This is a genomic window from Algihabitans albus, assembly GCF_003572205.1.
In the GTDB taxonomy this organism is placed as follows: domain Bacteria; phylum Pseudomonadota; class Alphaproteobacteria; order Kiloniellales; family DSM-21159; genus Algihabitans; species Algihabitans albus.
Genome location: NZ_QXNY01000005.1, coordinates 405,410 through 422,808 on the forward strand (window position 1 = coordinate 405,410; position 17,399 = coordinate 422,808).

General features: G+C 62.8%; 15 protein-coding genes. 9 read left to right on the plus strand and 6 right to left on the minus strand.

The window, feature by feature from the left end; translation table 11 throughout:
- Window positions 1-6: 6 nt before the first annotated feature.
- The 3 genes from DBZ32_RS15930 to DBZ32_RS15940 all read right to left on the minus strand — a co-directional run bounded on the left by DBZ32_RS15930 (window position 7) and on the right by DBZ32_RS15940 (window position 2,739).
- Window positions 7-477 (minus strand): tripartite tricarboxylate transporter TctB family protein, encoded by a 471-nt coding sequence (locus DBZ32_RS15930; protein WP_119168168.1) that lies wholly within the window; start codon window positions 475-477, stop codon window positions 7-9.
- A gap of 239 nt (window positions 478-716) precedes the next feature.
- On the minus strand, window positions 717-1,694 hold the full coding sequence (locus tag DBZ32_RS15935; RefSeq protein ID WP_162906791.1) for a Bug family tripartite tricarboxylate transporter substrate binding protein: 978 nt from the start codon (window positions 1,692-1,694) through the stop codon (window positions 717-719).
- Between the two features lie 160 nt (window positions 1,695-1,854).
- Window positions 1,855-2,739: a maleate cis-trans isomerase family protein gene (locus DBZ32_RS15940; RefSeq protein WP_119168170.1), complete on the minus strand. Its 885-nt coding sequence runs from the start codon at window positions 2,737-2,739 to the stop codon at window positions 1,855-1,857.
- Between the two features lie 73 nt (window positions 2,740-2,812).
- On the opposite strand from DBZ32_RS15940, the gene DBZ32_RS15945 reads away from it, so the two are divergent.
- Genes DBZ32_RS15945 through DBZ32_RS15960 form a run of 4 tightly spaced genes read left to right on the plus strand, consistent with a single transcriptional unit; the run spans window position 2,813 to window position 7,720 of the window.
- On the plus strand, window positions 2,813-3,724 hold the full coding sequence (locus DBZ32_RS15945) for a sugar ABC transporter substrate-binding protein (RefSeq protein WP_208539255.1): 912 nt from the start codon (window positions 2,813-2,815) through the stop codon (window positions 3,722-3,724).
- A 40-nt stretch (window positions 3,725-3,764) separates the two neighbouring features.
- Window positions 3,765-5,210: an aldehyde dehydrogenase family protein gene (locus tag DBZ32_RS15950; protein WP_119168172.1), complete on the plus strand. Its 1,446-nt coding sequence runs from the start codon at window positions 3,765-3,767 to the stop codon at window positions 5,208-5,210.
- Window positions 5,211-5,267: 57 nt separating this feature from the next.
- Window positions 5,268-6,971: an FAD-dependent oxidoreductase gene (locus tag DBZ32_RS15955; RefSeq protein ID WP_119168173.1), complete on the plus strand. Its 1,704-nt coding sequence runs from the start codon at window positions 5,268-5,270 to the stop codon at window positions 6,969-6,971.
- 29 nt (window positions 6,972-7,000) lie between these two features.
- Window positions 7,001-7,720, plus strand: a complete 720-nt coding sequence (locus tag DBZ32_RS15960; RefSeq protein ID WP_119168174.1) for a GntR family transcriptional regulator — start codon at window positions 7,001-7,003, stop codon at window positions 7,718-7,720.
- A gap of 48 nt (window positions 7,721-7,768) precedes the next feature.
- Here DBZ32_RS15960 and tcuB read toward each other — a convergent pair whose 3' ends face one another.
- Both tcuB and tcuA read right to left on the minus strand, forming a co-directional pair.
- Window positions 7,769-8,887, minus strand: coding sequence for a tricarballylate utilization 4Fe-4S protein TcuB (gene tcuB, locus DBZ32_RS15965; RefSeq protein WP_119168175.1), 1,119 nt, complete (start codon window positions 8,885-8,887; stop codon window positions 7,769-7,771).
- Window positions 8,874-10,292 (minus strand): FAD-dependent tricarballylate dehydrogenase TcuA, encoded by a 1,419-nt coding sequence (tcuA, locus tag DBZ32_RS15970; RefSeq protein ID WP_119168394.1) that lies wholly within the window; start codon window positions 10,290-10,292, stop codon window positions 8,874-8,876. The genes tcuB and tcuA overlap by 14 nt, the downstream gene beginning before the upstream one ends.
- 543 nt (window positions 10,293-10,835) lie before the next feature.
- Here tcuA and DBZ32_RS15975 point away from each other — a divergent pair.
- The 5 genes from DBZ32_RS15975 to DBZ32_RS15995 are packed head-to-tail and all read left to right on the plus strand — an operon-like array spanning window position 10,836 to window position 16,770.
- Window positions 10,836-11,798, plus strand: coding sequence for a TRAP transporter substrate-binding protein (locus DBZ32_RS15975; protein ID WP_119168176.1), 963 nt, complete (start codon window positions 10,836-10,838; stop codon window positions 11,796-11,798).
- 23 nt (window positions 11,799-11,821) lie between these two features.
- The gene (locus DBZ32_RS15980; RefSeq protein WP_119168177.1) at window positions 11,822-12,358 is read left to right on the plus strand and encodes a TRAP transporter small permease; all 537 of its coding nucleotides are present in this window, start codon (window positions 11,822-11,824) and stop codon (window positions 12,356-12,358) included.
- A 27-nt stretch (window positions 12,359-12,385) separates the two neighbouring features.
- Window positions 12,386-13,675, plus strand: a complete 1,290-nt coding sequence (locus DBZ32_RS15985) for a TRAP transporter large permease (RefSeq protein ID WP_119168178.1) — start codon at window positions 12,386-12,388, stop codon at window positions 13,673-13,675.
- Between the two features lie 23 nt (window positions 13,676-13,698).
- The gene (locus DBZ32_RS15990; RefSeq protein ID WP_119168395.1) at window positions 13,699-15,318 is read left to right on the plus strand and encodes a GMC family oxidoreductase; all 1,620 of its coding nucleotides are present in this window, start codon (window positions 13,699-13,701) and stop codon (window positions 15,316-15,318) included.
- A gap of 15 nt (window positions 15,319-15,333) precedes the next feature.
- Window positions 15,334-16,770 (plus strand): NAD-dependent succinate-semialdehyde dehydrogenase, encoded by a 1,437-nt coding sequence (locus DBZ32_RS15995; RefSeq protein ID WP_119168179.1) that lies wholly within the window; start codon window positions 15,334-15,336, stop codon window positions 16,768-16,770.
- Between the two features lie 99 nt (window positions 16,771-16,869).
- Here the strand turns inward: DBZ32_RS15995 and DBZ32_RS16000 are convergent, their stop codons facing one another.
- A complete protein-coding gene (locus DBZ32_RS16000) occupies window positions 16,870-17,334 on the minus strand; it encodes an RrF2 family transcriptional regulator (RefSeq protein ID WP_119168180.1) in 465 nt (154 codons plus the stop codon).
- Window positions 17,335-17,399 lie beyond the last annotated feature (65 nt).

Here is a 17,399-nt window from a genome sequence, read left to right on the forward strand (position 1 = left end):
ACGGCCTCAGGACAGCAGCGCTTCGAGGGGGCCGTAGGGCAGGGCAACCCGCAGCAGCGTCCCGAACACATAGGAAATGACGACTGCGCCGATCAGCGCGATAGGCAGGGCCACCAGCCACCGCACGCCGAGAAACACCTGAAACACGATCAACGACACGGTGGCTGTTGCGAGAAAGCCCGCATGCGGCATGACGAAGATGATCGCTAGGGTGATCCCTATGGGCAGCGCAAGGCGCGCAAGGGTTGCCGCGTTCGGATGCCATTCGTCGAAACGCACGACGCCGGTCTTGGCCTTTCTAAGGCCGGTCATGCTCATCAGCACGCCGACCAGCGCCATGCCACTGCCGACGATAGTGGGAAAGAAAGCGGCACCGTAGAGCTGACCCACCGGGGACGGAAAGCTCTGAGCTTCCCAGAGGACGACTGCACCGCTGGCGGTCAGCAGGAGACCCAGGGCCCAGTCAGCGATTTTCATCTTTGTGTGCCCTCAGCAGGTGACGACCGGGCAACATACAGGGCCTCAGATACCTTAACGGAGGCCGGGTCCCTGGAGCGCCATTCAAGCAGTCGATTGAAGGGTGGTCCTCAAATCGCTGCGGGATCACTCTACACGCTCCTGCCCGTCGACTGTTCGCGCGCAAGGGAGAGGAAAGGCCGTCGGCCGTCCCTCTCCCCAGATCGCGCATTGCAGCAGGAAGGTCTGACGACCGGACGTTACTGGCCGAGACCGAGCTTGCCGATGACCTCTGCCGTGTCGGTGGCGACCTGCTCGGCAAAGGCATCGAAGTCGTCGCCGCACTCACCCGCAGGGACATAGCCGCGCTCTGCCATGAAGCTCTGGAGTTGATCGCTGGACCAAACCGTCATGGCGGCGTCGGTCAGCTTCGCCTCCACGTCAGCCGGCAGTTCGGGCGGTGCCATGAAGGAAAACCAAGAGGAAGCCGCCCAGTCGGTGCCGGTGCTCTCGGCGATCGTTTCCACGTCGTCGAGCGCATCGATGCGCTCGGGATGCATGATCGCTAGAAGGCGGACTTCGCCGGCGTCGGCCAGCGCTTTGCCTTCGCTGATCGACCCCGTGTACATCGTGATGCCGCCGGCGACGACGTCTTGCAGGGCAGGCGCTCCACCTTTGGAGGGTACGAAGCGGATCTTGAGCGGATCGACGCCTTCGGCATTCAGCCAGCCGGCAACCGAAAGATGCCAGGCGCCGCCGACCCCGCTGCCCGAGGAGATGTAGGTTCCCGCGTCATTCTCCTTGATCGCCGCCAGCAGCTCCGCCGCACTGTTCCAAGGAGCATCCGCTTTGATGGTGATACCTGCAGGCAGGGAGGCGAGGCGGCACAGCAGGGTGAAAGAATCCGGTCCGATATCGCCTTGCGCGAGTGGCCGATAGGTCGTGAACTCGACGGTTCCCAGGCCGATCGTATAGCCGTCGGCGGCCGCGGTCGCCATCGCCGTATGTCCGACGACACCGCCGGCGCCGGTTCTGTTGACGACATTGATCGGCTGACCGAGCTCTTCTTCGAGCATCGCCGCAAAGGTTCGCGCCAGTGTGTCGGTACCGCCGCCGGCGCCCCAGGGAACGATCATCGTGATCGGGCGATCGGGATATGCCGCTGCCGGCAGCGAGGCGGCAAAAAGAGACGCGGCCGCTAGGACGGTGAGTGCGCCGCGTTTGGTGAACTTGAGCATTCGATTTCCTCCTCGATCCGTATTTTTTCTTTTCCGGGCATCGCACATCGCGCTGCCAGGGGCTGTGTCGCCTTGTCGCAGAATGCAGCGTTCGACTACAATATTCAAGTGTATGCAGTGGTATCCATAGCTTGCAGATTCTTTGCCGCGCGGGCTATTGTCAGAAATCCCGCAGGAGCCGACCGTACCCGTCGCGACGATCCGCGATTCCGGCGGCGCGCAAGGTCGCCCACCAGCAAGCGACATTTACGGAAATGACAGGTTTCCGGTAGCGCGCTTCGAAAGGGGCGGCGAGACGCGCCATAGCGATCGAGGTTCCGACGTGGACCAGGGCGTCGACGCGACTGCTATCGACTCTGTCGAAGGCTGTCTGCAGTTGGTCGGCCGTGATGTCGATGACCTGGTCTTCCCGCGGGGCGCGCAGGCCGACGATTTTATCGACGCCGTATCCCGCTTCTTCGAACCAGACTTTCACATGTTCGTCCGCCAGCGGCATGTAGGGCGACACTACTGCGATCGTCTTCGCCTGCATGGTCGTCAACGCCTGGTCGAGTGCGTCCGGTGGCACGGTAACGGGAACGCCGGCGTGCTCTTCCAAGCGGCGCTTCATGCTCGTACTTCCAGCCCGGCCACCCCAGAAGCAGGGCACGGCCATCGCCATGATCACCCGGTCCGGATTGGCGGCCATCAGCCTGCTGAGAGCCGGCAGGAGATCGGGTTCCGTTGCGACAACGATGGCCTCGGCGTCGGCGTTTGAGCGAAATTCCTGATTGGGCACGCTGATGCGTGCTGCGAGGTGGGTGACACCTTCAATCGCCATGCCGGCGATTTCCGGTTCGACGGAACTGTTCGTGGATGGAACGAGCGACCCGACCTTGAGTCGATGTCCCAGAACATCGGTCATCGCGCTTCCCTCCTTTTCGTTTCCCGCCTGTTTTTGTCTTTGGCTTGTGATGAAGCTATAATAAATATACAACCGTGTACAATAGGATACGAAATCAGCTTTGCCTGAGTCCATCTCGCCGAACCGCGCATCGTCCGTCATCGTTGTCTGTGTCGCGACTTCCTTGAGCTTGTGGTTGAAGCAAAGCGTCTGCGTGCAACGAGGTGACATGTCGATGGGGGATCGCCCTTTTCATATCGCAGTTCTCACCAAGAACCGCACCAACCCGGCCTACGTGGGCGCGCGATTGGGGGTAGATCGCTTCGTCGCGAACTATGGCGGCCGCGCAACGCATCTCGTACCCGAGAAACCGGACAATATAGAGGAGCAGATCGCGTTGATCGGGCAGGCAATCGCGCTTAATCCCGATGCGATCATTCTGGCGCCTGCCCATGCAACCCGGCTTTCGGCTGGGGTCGATGCGATCGTGCAGGCTCGCATCCCTCTGTTCTATGTGGTGAGCGAGACCAAACCGTCTCCCGCTATCATGTTCGTCGGTTCGGACAATGAAGCGCTCGGCTATGCGATGGCCGAGAGGATGTGTCGCCACATCGGCGGTTCGGGGGCTGTGGCGATCGTCGACGGCCATGTCGACTCCGCCACATCGGCCCCGCGCAGCGCGGGCTTCAAACGCGCGCTTATGGAGTTTCCCGATGTCGTCTGCGTGTCTCAGTTCAGTGGCGGCTATCAGCGGGATATCGCCTATGCGGCCTTTGCCGATGCCTTGACGAAGATCGATGCGCTCGACGGAGTGATCGTCGCGAACGACTATATGGCCATCGGTGTACTCGAGGCTCTGAAGGAAGCTGGACGCTCCGTGCCCGTGATAGGGTCCAACGTCACGCCGGCAGGCGTCGAGTTGATGAAACGCGGCGAGATGATCGCCAGCGCTGCATTCGATGCCATGTCGATGGGTGCGATTGCGATCGACGGTATCGTCCGCACGCTCCGCGGCGAGACGGTTCCCCGCCGCGTGCTTCTGCCCGCTCAACTCGTCGATCGCGAAAATCTCGGCGACTGGGATCGCGACTACAGTGAGCGCGAGACCCTCTCCTGGGACGAAGCCATGGCCGGTGCGGTTAACTGAAGAGCCCCTTTCGGTGGGATGGAACGAGCAGGAATCGGATATGGAATTGCCTGGAACGAATGGTGCGGTAGTTGAAACGCGCCTGTTTATCGCCGGTGCTTGGCGCGACTCGCAAAAGTCCTTCGAGGTGCGCGATAAATACAGCGGCGATGTTGTCGCGAGCGTTCAGGCCGCTGCTCCTGCGCTTGTGTCGGAGGCGGTGGAGCATTGTCGGCGCGCCTTCGACAGGGGCGTGCCATCACCCTACGAACGGGCGGAGATTCTCTATTGTGCGGCGTCTCTCGCGCGCGCTGACCAGGACAGACTCGCTGCGACCTACCAGGCCGAAACCGGGTTTACCGGCAGCGATGCCCGCACTGAAACCGACCGCTGTATTCAAACCCTGACGCTCTGCGCCGAGGAGGCGCGGCGGTTCGACGCCAATGAAACCATCCCCATATCCGGTGCTCCCGGGCCGGCTGGGCGATTTGCCTTCGTCATGCGGGTGCCGATCGGTCCCGTGGCGGCGATCACGCCGTTCAATGCCCCGCTCAACACCGTCGCCCATAAGGTCGGGCCGGCGATTGCGGCGGGCAATCCGGTGCTTTTGAAGCCCTCGGCGCATACCCCTCTCTGCGGTGCCCTCATCGTCGATTTGATGCTGCGGGCCGGGTGGCCCGCCGATTTGATCGCGTTGCTCCAGGGTGGGGCGGAGGTCGGGCAACAGCTTCTGGAGGAACCCGATATACGGTTCTACACCTTCACCGGATCTACCGATGTGGGGCGGGTGATTCAAAAGGCGGCGGGCTTGCGCCGTACGCAGTTGGAGCTCGGGTCGATCGCCTTCACGATCATCGAACCGGATGCGGATCTCGACCGAGCCTTGCCACTGGTCCGTACGGCCGCGTTTCGAAAGGCAGGTCAGGTCTGCACGTCCGTCCAGGTTCTTCTGGTGCAGCGCGATGTCTATGCCGAGGTTCGCGACCGGCTGGTTGCACTCACCGAGACGACACCCTTCGGCGATCCGGCCGGTGCGGACACCATCACGGGACCGATGATCTCCGTCGAGGCGGCAGAGCGGGCCGAGGCACGCATTGCCGAGGCCGTCGCGGCTGGCGCCACGATTCTCGCAGGCGGTCGGCGCGATCGCGCCGTTCTGGCGCCGACGGTCCTGGCAGATGCCTCACCCACGGTCGCTCCGGTTTGCGAGGAGATGTTCGCGCCTGTCGTCACCCTGCTGCCCTACGATACGCTCGACGAGGCATTCGAACGGATCAATGCCACGCCCTATGGGCTCGCCGCGGGGCTCTTCACGGCCCGGATCGACGCTGCGCTTCAGGCGGCGCGCGGACTACGGGTCGGGACGGTGCACATCAACAACACATCGAGTTCGCGCGTCGATCTGATGCCCTATGGTGGCGTGAAAGACAGCGGTTTCGGCCGCGAAGGGCCGCACTATGCCATGCATGAGATGACGGAAGAGCGGCTCGTCACCTTGACGCCGTAGCGGTTCGACCCCGAACGGTGTGGCGAAAGGGCGCGCGATGAGACGGGGAGGGAGAGGGTGTCGGCACCCGAAGGGTTCGATGTTGTTGTCTTGGGGTCCGGCGCCGCAGGCTTGACCGCCGCGCTGGTGGCCGCGACCGAGGGACTGTCGGTCTGCCTTGTCGAGAAAGACGCCAAGCTTGGCGGCACGACGGCCTGGTCGGGTGGCATGGTCTGGGCACCGCTGAGCGGTGCTGCGCGGGCGGTAGGCCATACGGAAGATACCGCTGACGCGGTCTGGTCCTATCTCGCCGCCATATTGCCCGATATCTCGGATGCAGCGCGGCTTAAGGCCTTTGTGACCGCCGCGCCCGAGGCTGTCGACTATCTCAATGAACGGACTGTCGTTCAACTGCGGCCCGTTCCCGTCTATCCCGACTACTATCCGGACGCGCCCGGTGCGACGAAGGCCGGCCGTGTGTTGGAGCCGCAACCCTTCGACGCTTCGTGTCTTCGGGGTACGCTGGCGCTGCTGCGGCGCCCCCTGCCGGAGTTCGCCCTATTCGGAGACATGATGGTCGCTCGAACGGATATTCCAAAGTTTCGCAGTGTGTTCCGATCCGCCAGATCCTTTGCGACCGTTACTGGCCTGCTGTTGCGCCATCTTCGTGAAAAGCTGAGGCACGGTCGCGGTACGAGCCTCGTTCTCGGCAATGCTCTGGTGGGACGCTTGGTCTATGCATGCCAAGCCGCCGGCGTCACCTTCAAGGTGGCGACGCGAGTCCGCGACCTGACCTGCAATGCCGCTGGAACGGTCGACGGCGTTGTCCTGGCGGATGGGTCACGGCTCGAAGGTCGGCAGGGCGTTGTCTTGGCGACCGGCGGCTTCTCGCAAGATCCCAAGCGGCGGCAGAGCCTGCTGCCACCTGCGTTGGCCGACAACTCGGCCACTGCCCACGGTGCGACCGGAGACGGTGCCGATCTTGCGGAGCGGGTCGGGGGCCTCTTCCTGAACGCTGAGGAAGGCAACGCCTTCTGGGCGCCAGTGTCTCGGTACCGCCGGGCGAATGGGTCCGAGGCCGTTTATCCCCACACGGTGACGGACCGGTCGAAACCCGGCTTGATCGCCGTCGACGGCGAGGGCAAGCGCTTTACCAACGAGGCGGTCAGCTATCATGAGTTCGTCAAAGCCATGCTCGCAAACGGCAATGCGGCGACGCCCGACGATGGTGGGGCTTGGCTGCTATGCGACTCCCGGTTTCTCTGGCTTTACGGTCTCGGCGCCGTCAAGCCGATGACACGTCGCCTGCGGTCCTTTCTGTCCCAAGGGTATCTGCATCGGGGCGAGACTCTCGGTGACCTGGAGGCTTGTCTGTCGCTGCCGAAGGGCGCGCTGGTTGAGACTGTCGCGCACTACAATCGCGGGGCGGACGCCGGCGGCGACCCTGACTTCGGACGTGGTGGCAACGTTTATCAGCGGTTTCTCGGGGATGCCTCGATCCAACCCAATCCCTGTGTCGCGCCCCTTCGCAAGCCGCCCTTCTATGCGGTGAAGGTGCTGCCCGGCGACCTTGGCGCCGCTGCCGGCCTGGATACCGACGAAGTCGGGCGCGTGCGCGACCGGAACGGCCGCATGATCGCCGGGCTCTATGCCTGCGGTGCCGATATGCGCTCGGTGATGCAGGGCGCCTACCCGGCGCCTGGGATCACGCTTGGACCGGCCATAACCTTCGGCTATCTTATCGCGATGGATATGTTCGGGCGCTCACGATGCAATCAGTAGCTGTGTGAGCCCGATCCTTCGGAGATGCCATGCCTAAAAGCTCGAAGCCCAGGTTGCGTGATGTCGCCAGTTCGGAAGCCCACGGCTCCAATCCGATCGTGCCGGGCGGGGATGCCCTTGGAGACAATGCGTATCAGCGCGTCCGCGACGCTATCGCGGAAGGCAAGCTGAAACCGGGCCAGAGGCTGGTTGAAAACCAACTGGCGGAATGGCTGTCGGTCAGTCGAACTCCTGTGCGCGAAGCGATTTATCGTCTTCAGGCGGAGGGGCTTTTGACGCAGTCGGCGCGCCAGGGCCTGATCGTCACGCGGCTCGACTACCAATCCGTTGTCGAGCTCTACGAAATGCGGAAGGTGCTGGAGGGTACGGCGGCACGGTCTGCAGCGGCGCAGGCGACCGAGCCGGAAATCGACTTGCTGGAAGACATTATCGAGATGGAGCGGTCGTTGCCTCCGGACGATCCGGAGAACGCGGCCCACGTGAACCGGAAGTTTCACCAGGCTCTGCATCATTCCGCGCACAATCGCTATCTTTTGGACAGCCTGCGCGCGCTCGATAACGCTATGATCCTACTTGGAAATACGACGCTGAGTTTCCAAGGGCGGCGCGACGAGGCGATTGCCGAGCACGAAAAGATCGTCGCCGCGATCCGAGCGGGCGATAAGGACGCGGCCTACAAGGCGGCGGAAGCGCATATCGGTGCTGCCCAGCGCAAACGGCTTAACATGCTGATGCGCGAGCGCGACTAGTGCTGACCGTGGTCTAACCGCTGTCTCCGTCGGGCGGTTCCCGGAAATCTACTCGGCAGGCGCGTGCTTAAGGTCGCGGCGGCGCTCCATGGCATAGCGAATCAGTGCAGCAAACCTGTAGATGCCGTGGACGAACTTTCCGTAGGGAAAGGCGAGAAACAAACCCATAACCACGCCAAGATGGATAATCAGCAGTGTACCCATGGCTGGTGTTTCACGCAGAATCATGAGCAGAAGTCCGGTCAGGGACGTGAGGAACAGGAGTGCGAGAAAGCCCATATCCATGCCGCGATTGGACAGTTCGGCCATCTCCTCGTTCATCTTGCGCTTGATCCACCAGAGACCGGCCGGTCCGACCAGGAGGCCGATGCCCCCCACTGTGCCGAAGATGTTCGGAAGCGAGAAGTAGCCGTAGGGTGCCACCCAGTCGAAGACATAGTGATAGATCGTGCCGGTCGTCGTCGCGGCGAAGCACAGGAGAAAGCCATAGAAGGTCGCGTGATGAAACCGCTTTCGCCAGGGTGAAGGCTGGTCCGTTCCCGTTGAACAACCGCCGCCGCCGCCGTCGAGATACTTCAAGGTGAAGGTGTCGTGCAGCGCCTGCGTCAGGCTCGGCGGATCCGCAAGAGGGGTTTCGTTCTCACCGGTGGCCCGCCAGAAATTCCGAACCCCCATGATGATTGCGAAGATCGCGAAGAGGAACACGCTGCCGAACAGTGTCGCCATCACGTTGTGCGGCATGATGGCATAGAACGAACCGGCATCGGTATGCGCCTGAAACAGGGCTGCGGGCTCGTTCATCAACAGTGTGATCCCGAGAATGAGTACGAACCCGAGCCCGGACAGGAGACAGACCGCGACGCCGTTGCTGCGAAACAGCGGCCCCAGAAAAGCCGGCCAGGTATAGGCCTCGTAGCTCTCGCGGCGCAGTTTCGCGAAGGTCTTGGGAACATTGACGCCGAACTCGTGCGGCGGCGCATACTGGCAGTCGTGAAAGCAGGCGCCGCAGTTGTGGCAGAGATTGGCGAGATAGCTGAGGTCGCCTGTGGCGAAGTTGCTGCGTATTTCCATCGCCGGGAACACCGCGCAGATGCCTTCGCAATACCGGCAGGCATTGCAGATGGTCATCAGGCGTTCGGCCTCCTTGGTGGTCTCAGTTTCGAGCACGACGTGCGGCCTCCCTGCCGGCGATGCGTCCGAATACGGCACCGATGGTCATTCCGATGCCGGCCAGGTATCCCTTGCCCAAGACATTGCCTGCCATGATCTCGCCGGCTGCAAAGACGTTGGATGTCGGGCGGCCGTCGGCCATCAGCACTTGGGCGTTGCGGTTCACGCGCACGCCAAGGTAGGTGAAGGTGATGCCGGGACGCAGTGAATAGCCGTAGAACGGCGGGGTATCGATTCGGCGCGCCCAGTGGGTTTTCGGCGGGTCGAGCTGCTCGGTCCGACAATCGTCGAGACGTTGGGTGTCGAAGGTGCCGGGCACCACGGCTGCATTGTAGGTTGCGACCGTGTCTTCCAGTTTGGCTGGATCGAGGTCGAGTTGGGTCGCGATGCCTGCGATCGTGTCGCTCGTCACCGGCTTGAAGACCGATGGCATGAACAGGCCTTGGGCCTTTTCGTCGATGATGACGTGGGCGATCTGATCGGGTTGATGCGCGATGAGACGTCCCCAAATGGCATAGCGTTTCGGCCAGAAATCTTCGCCTTCGTCATAGAACCGGTCGCCATCGGCATTGACCACGATCCCGAGCGATACGCAGTCGAGCCGGGTCACGATGCCGCCGTCGAACTTTGGCGCGCGCGCATCCAGCGCCACGGCGTGACATTGTTTGGGGTCGCCGACCGCCATCATGCCGTTGTCGAGCATGAGACGCAGGACACCGCCGCGATTGTAAGGCGTGCCGCGGACGATGAAGTTGTCGGCAGCGTCGCCCCAGTACTCTCGCAACCATTCGATATTGGCTTCGAACCCGCCGGCAGCTGCGACTAACGATTGACCCGCGATGATCTCTTGCGATCCGTCGGCCAGCCGGACGGTGGCCTGGGTGAAGTGGCCGTCGTCGAAGCCAAGATCGACGACTTCCGTGTCGTAGCGAACCTCCACACCCATCGCTTCAGCGGTGCGATACATGGCATTCATCAACGCCTTTCCTCCGCCGAGGAAGAACGCATTGGTATGCGACAACTGCAGCGTCCCCCCCAGTGACGGCTGAAAGCGTACGCCTTGTTCCAGGAGCCAATCCCACAGCTCGCTCGACTGCTCCAACGTGAAGCGCGCCAGATCCTCGTCTGTCTCGCCGTCGGTCACACGCATGAGATCGCTGTAGAACTCCTCCACCGTGTAGGGCGCCGTCAGGACCTCGTTCGATTCGTCGTGTGCCAGGCGAAGGTTGCGGGTGTGCCGCGAATTGCCGCCGCGCCAGTCCTTCGGCGCAGCCTCGAGAATGATCACGCTGCTGCCGAGCCGCGCCGCGGTAATCGCGGCGCAGAGCGCGGCATTCCCGCCGCCTAGAATCACGACATCGTAGTGGCCTTGCTGGACCTTGCCGTTCTTTTTCGCCGTCACCCGTTGCGCACCAGCATGATTGAACACGATTGAAGCGATATCAAGCTATCTGTATGCAACAGTATTCATAGATGTGCAATCGTATAAAAATAAGGAAGTGCAGTGTGTTGCCGCCGCGTTGAGGCATGAGCGGCCCTGTGCCGGAACCCTTGTTCGCGTGATCTGGCGCACCCAGGACAAGGTCTCTGCGGCGGGAAGGCTCGCTGGAATCGGCGTATCGGACGACCTGTTGCGCCCACCAAGCCGATTCCGGCCGATGGCTGCGCGACAGGTGCCGATTTTGATGACGAGCGCGAACGATTCAGGTCTCTGAGGGCTGCACAGGCATACGTATAGCCGTGGAATCCATCGTGCTTGACCAATAGAATTCAATCGTACACATTTGTATATATTTGCAGACTGTGAAGTGAGCCTGGGAACAACCAGGTCGAGCACCCGCCGGGTGTCTGCGAGATCTGGGCGGCTGTTCGCAGCTCAGCTCAAAGAAAAACGATCTTTCGGGAGGAACCAGTGCCGACGATCCGACAAGCTAAATCTCTTTCCATGATTGCCAGTGTGGCGGCGTCCGCCCTGTTGTTTGCGAGCGTTGCACAGGCTGAGATCACTTTACGACTGGCGCATTATGCATCGACCGGCAGCACGACCCATGCCGCTGCCGAGATCTTCGCCGAAGAGGTCGAGACACGCAGCAATGGGGAAATCAAAGTGTCGTTGCACCCCGCTCACGAGCTTGGCGACGATCCGACCCAGGTGCGTGGCGTCCGTCTCGGCACCATCGACATGGCCGTGATCGGAAACACCTTCTTCACCGGCATGGCACCGGAGCTGAATGCGCTCGATCTGCCTTATCTGTTCGTATCGCGCGAACATGCCTATCGCGTGCTCGATGGCGACATCGGCGCGGACCTGCATGCGCTGTTCGGGAACAACGGCATGCAGGTACTCGGTAACTGGGAAATCGGTTTCCGTAACATCACCAACAGCCGCGGCCCGATCCATTCACCCGAGGATCTGCAGGGGTTGAGTATCCGTACCACGCCGAACCCAGCGCATGTGGCGGCCTTTGAAGCCCTCGGCGCAAGCCCGACGCCGATGAGCTTCAGCGAGGTTTATCTCGCGCTCGAGACGGGGGCCGTCGATGGGCAGGAAAATCCCATCGTGCTGATACATGCCATGCGGTTTCATGAAGTTCAGAAGCATATGAGTCTGACTCGCCATGCCTATACCGCAGCCTTCCTGGTGATGAACGAGGGCCGCTTTTCGGCCTTGAGCGACGAACATCAGGCCCTGTTGCTGGAGGTCGGTCGGATGGCCGGACAGAAGGAGCGCGACCTGATCGCGGAACGGGAAGCCGCGAGCCTCCAGGCGATGCGCGATGACGGGCTCGAAGTGAACGAGAACCCCGATCGAGAGGCGTTCCGTGCCGTTGTCATGGAGGCGACGCGCGCGGCCTATGTCGAACAGTTCGGTTCGGAGCTTCTCGACCGTATCGACGCCGCACGCTGAGCCGGCGCCGGGGCCTAAGATCGATGAGTCGGGCCAGAACACCTTTCGCCAGGGTGATCCAGGGGTTTGAACGCGCCCTCGACATCGCCGTCGGTAGTTTGCTGGTGGTGATCGTCTCTATCACTCTGGCACAGGTGTTCTCGCGCTACGTGTTGGGTTCGTCCTTGATCTGGAGCAGCGAACTGGTTCGTCTGCTGCATGTCTGGCTGATCATGCTCGCTGCCGCCAAGGTCGGGCACATGCGCATCACGATCCTGACCGATGCCTTGCCGGTCACCCTGCGGCGGGCGGCCGACTGGGTTGTGTTGGCGGTCTCTCTTGGCTGTCTCGGGCTTCTGTTCTACGGCGGCCTGTCGATCTGGACCCTTTTGCGCAACGACACCTATTCAGGTCTACCGCTCTCGCCAGGGCTTCTGTTCCTGGCCGTCGCTGTCGGGAGTGCGCTCTGGGCCCTGGCCTCTATTGCGCGTGCAGTCGACGGCGGGAATGGAGAGATGATCGATCCAGCGGGGCCTGTCGATGCCGGGTCCGACCGTCACCCGGCCGCTCCCCGTCGTTGACCGCCTGTCGGTAGCGGAGCGCACCCGATGACCGTTGCCATATTGATCGGTGGACTGGCGTTCTTGGCCTTGATCGGCGTTCCGTTGGTGTTCGCCATTCTGGCGGCGGCGACGGCGGCAGTGCTTGTCACCCGCCCGGGCGTTCCGCTCGAGGTGGTCACGCAGGTGTTCGTCGGCGGGATCGACAGCTCGGTGTTGCTGGCGATCTTGTTCTTCTTTCTCGCGGGCGAGTTGATGAACAGCGGCGGTATCACCCGGCGCATCGTCGATCTCGCCGGGAATCTGGTGGGCCACATTCGCGGTGGTCTCGGGCAGGTCAACATCGTCTCGAGCGTGCTGTTTTCCGGCATCTCCGGCTCGGCGATCGCGGATACGGCGGCTGTGGGCACCGTAATGATACCGTCGATGGTCAAGCGCGGCTATCCGCCTGCCTTCGCGGCCGCGGTCACGCAAACCTCGTCGATCGTCGGGCCGATCATCCCGCCCAGCGTGCCAGTCATCATCTTCGCCGTCCTCGCCGAGCAGTCCATCGGCGAGCTGTTCGTGGCAGGTATCGTCCCTGGCCTACTGATTGCGCTCTGTCTCATGCTGACAGTGTATCTGATCAGCCGTCGGCGGGTTTACGAGCGAACGGCGCCTGCGCCCCTGCGCACCATTGCTCTGAGTTTTGCTCACGCCAGCGCGGCACTGGGAATGCCGCTGATCATAGTCGGGGGTATTCTGGGCGGAGTCATCACCGCGACCGAGGCCGGAGCGGTTGCGGTCTTCTATGCGTTGCTTGTCGGGCGGCTGATTTACCGCGAGCTGACGCTGCGACTGGTCTGTCAGTCGCTGCTGAAGGCGGCCTGGGGGGCGGCGACCGTGCTGGTGATCCTCGGTGCATCGAGTTTCTTTGCCTGGATCGTCGCCGATCAGCAGATCAACAAACAGATGGCGGAGGCGCTGTTTTCGATCAGCTCCAATCCACTGGTGGTGCTGTTGATAATCACGCTGGCGGGTCTGATCGTCGGAACGCTGATGGATCCGCTGGCGGCCTTGATCATCATGGTGCCAGTGTTCCTGCCGGCGGCGATGGAGGTCGGCGTCGATCCGGTTCATTTCGGGCTCGTGCTCATACTGACCTTGATGATCGGGCTCTGCACGCCGCCGGTCGGCTATCTGATCTATCTCTCGTCGGCGATCGCGGGCGCGCGGCCTGAGCGCGTTACGCGCGAGAGCTTGCCGTTTCTGGCTGCGCTGTTGGCCGCGCTGCTCATCTGTGTGGCAGTTCCGGAGCTTAGCCTGACATTGCCGGAATGGTTCGGCTACCGCGACTGATGCGCGCGCCGAAGGAGGGCGGAATGAGTGAGACCGGATATGACTACGTGATCGTCGGCGCAGGGTCGGCGGGCTGTGTCTTGGCCAACCGGCTGTCGGTCGATCCCGATTGCCGGGTGCTTCTTCTCGAAGCGGGCGGCCGTGATTCCAATGTCTGGTTGCGGTTGCCGGTTGGCTATTTCCGCACCGTTTTGGATCCAAGGTTTTCGCGTCTTTTTGAGACCGAACCCGAGGAAGGGACTGGCGGGCGTCGCGTGGTTTGGCCGCGCGGACGCGTGCTGGGCGGGTCCAGTTCGATCAACGGACTCGTGTTCGTACGCGGCGAACCGGCGACCTTCGACGATTGGGAACGGATGGGAGCGACCGGCTGGTCGGCGCGCGACGTGCTTCCCGCCTTTCGCGAGATTGAGTGTTTCGATGGTCCGGAAGAGAGCCAGGCGCGCGGCGCGCATGGCGAACTGCGGGTCAGCCGTCTGCGTCACGATCATCCGATGTGCCGCGCCTGGATCGAGTCGGCCCAAGCCTGCGGGCATCCCTTCAACCCCGACTTCAATGCGGGCAGCACGCGCGGGGTCGGGGGCTATCAGCTGACCCTCGATCGCCGATTTCGTATGAGCGCGGCGCGAGCCTTCCTGCATCCCGTGCTAAACCGCCCGAACCTGACGGTTGAAACCGGCGCTTTCGTGAGCCGGGTCATCCTGAAGAAGGGCCGTGCGACCGGGGTGGAATGGACCCGGGACGGGCAGGTGCGCCGTGCGGCCGCCCGGGCCGAGGTGATCCTGAGCGCGGGCGCTGTGCAGTCGCCGCAGCTTCTGCAGCTTTCGGGAATAGGACCTCAAGCGGCCTTGCGTCGCGCCGGCGTTCCGGTACGGCTAGACCGCGCTGCAGTGGGCGGCAATCTGCAGGATCACTACCAGATGCGAATGATCCTGCGTATGCGCGACCGCCGCTCTCTCAACCGGCAGACTCGCAATCCGCTATGGCTGGCGGGAGCGGGGTTGGACTGGCTGCTGCGCGGGCGCGGGCCCTTGACCATCGGGGCAGGTCAGGTGGGCGGGGCGGCCTGCACGTCGCTGGCCGACCCCGGACGGCCCGATGTGCAGATGATCGTGATGCCGCTCTCGGCGGATCGGGTAGGCGAGCCCTTGCACCGTTTTCCAGGCTTCAGCTCGACCGTATGGCAATGTCATCCGGCGTCTCGCGGCCGAGTCGATATCCGCTCGGACGAGGCCACGGAGGCGCCCGAAATCCGTCCGAACTATCTGTCGGAAGAAGTCGATCGCCGTACCCTTATCGAGGGGGTGCGTATGCTGCGCGAGATCCATGCCGCTGCCCCCTTCCGCAACTTGCTCGAGACTGAAGTCATTCCCGGCGGCTCGGCGCACGACGACGCCCAAATCCTCGATGCGATCCGCGCACGCGCGGGGACCGTGTTTCATCCCTGTGGCACCTGCCGAATGGGTTCGGACGCGGATGCTCCGACCGACCCTGCCCTGCGGGTCAATGGGGTCGAACGGCTACGTGTGGTCGATGCCTCGGTCATGCCCCTGATCCCTTCGGGCAACATCAACGCCGCCACTCTGATGGTGGCGCAGAAGGCGGCCCCGCTGATCCTCGCGGACGCCGGACGACACATCAACTGATGCTCAGGAGACCTCATGACTTACGAAAACTTGCAGCTGCTGATCGATGGCGAATGGCGCGCCGGGAGCGAGGGCGTATCGGAGCCGGTTCTCAACCCGGCAACGGAGGAGGTGATCGGACAGGTCCCTCATGCCTCCACGGCGGATCTTGATGCGGCTCTGGCAGCGAGCGGAACCGGCTTTGCGATCTGGCGCAGGACGCCGCCGGCGGAGCGGCAGAAGGTAATGGAAGCCGCCGCTCGCTTGCTCGAAGAGCGCTTTGAGAGGATTGCGCGCAACCTGACCATGGAAATGGGCAAGCCGGTCGGCGAAGCTCGCCAGGAGCTGGAGTTCGCAATCAACATCCTCCGCTGGTACGCCGAAGAGGGCAAGCGAGCCTACGGCCGTCAGATTCCCGCGCGCATCCCGGGCGTCAGGCAGATTGCGTTCAAGGAGCCGGTCGGTCCCGCGCTCGCCTTCGTCGCCTGGAACTTTCCGGCGGTGAACGTCATGCGCAAAGTCGCCGGGGCACTCGGCGCGGGCTGTTCGCTGATCATCAAACCGAGTGAGGAAACGCCCGCGACGGCGGTCGCGATCGGCCGCGCGCTGACCGATGCGGGCCTGCCCGCCGGGGTTCTGAACATCGTCTTCGGCGTGCCGGCAGAGGTGTCGGAACATCTTCTGGCCTCGCCGATCCCGCGCAAGCTGTCGTTTACCGGCAGCGTCGCTGTCGGGAAGCATCTGCAAAAGTTGGCTGCCGCTACGCTCAAGCACTGTACGATGGAACTCGGCGGCCACGCGCCAGTGATGGTGTTCGACGATGCTGACATCTCCAAGGCGGCCCGCATTGCCGCGGGCGGCAAGTTTCGCAACGCCGGACAGGTTTGCATCTCGCCGACGCGATTTCTGGTGCAAGACAGCGCCTACGACACGTTCACCGAGGTGTTTCTCGAAGAGGTCGCCAAGATCGAGGTCGGCAACGGTCTGGAAGATGGCGTCACCATGGGGCCGTTGGTCGCCTCCCGCCGGCTTGAAGTCATGGACCGTCTGGTGCAGGACGCGGTCGACCAGGGCGCAACGCTGATGGCCGGTGGCGCGCGGATCGGCAACCAGGGCAGCTTCTACGCTCCAACCGTTCTCGGCGAGGTTCCAGCCACGGCGGCGATTATGAACGACGAGCCCTTTGGCCCGCTGGCACCGATCTCGCGTTTCTCAACCTTGAACGATGCGGTCGAGGAGGCGAACCGACTGCCCTTCGGGTTGTCCGCCTATGCCTTCACCTCGAACCGTAAGACGTCGGTTGCCCTGACCAATGACGTCGCCTCCGGACTGCTCGCGATCAACTCGCTTCTGGTATCGAGTCCGGAGACACCTTTCGGCGGCGTTCTCGACAGTGGTTACGGCTCCGAAGGCGGCATTGAGGGTCTTGATGCCTTCCTGCAAACGCGGTTTGTCACGGAAACCGATTTCTGATCGGCGACATCGGGCGGCGGTCCGTGGATCCGGGGAGTGGATCCTGCGAACCGCCGCCGGTTCTATCGGTAGGGTATGGAGGGGCGAGAAGTGAATGTCTTAGCCCCATCGCATGTCAGCGCGCTCGTTGTCGTCCTTTCCGATCGCCTCGGCCGGCCGCAGCGCGAGATCGGCAAGCGAGATGTCATTCAGGAACGAGAGGACACGGCTCTTGAGCGCCTCCCAAGGGTGGTCGGCTGCCTGGAGGTCGGGGATCCGCGCGGCTGCCAGCCCGCGCGCAGTCGCCGGACGGCTCGCAAAGTTCGTGGGTTCATCGACGGCCCGAAAGATCTCCGCGACAGTGATCCGCTGGGCGGGCTTGGCAAGGACATAGCCACCGCCCCGTCCATGCCGTGACACAACGAGCCCGGCGCCGCGCAATCGCGCCATAAGGGATTCCGTGTAGGACACGGACCGATTGATGCTTTCTGCAAGACCTTGCGTTGTGCAGGGCTTGTCCGCGCCCTGCGCCGCCAAGCGCACCAAGGTCTCGACGCTCATATAGGCGCTGCCGCTGATCTGCATCCCGGCGTCCCTCCATCAGACGGGGTCCCAGTGCGTCTGAGACCCAACGCAGATAGTATCGATTC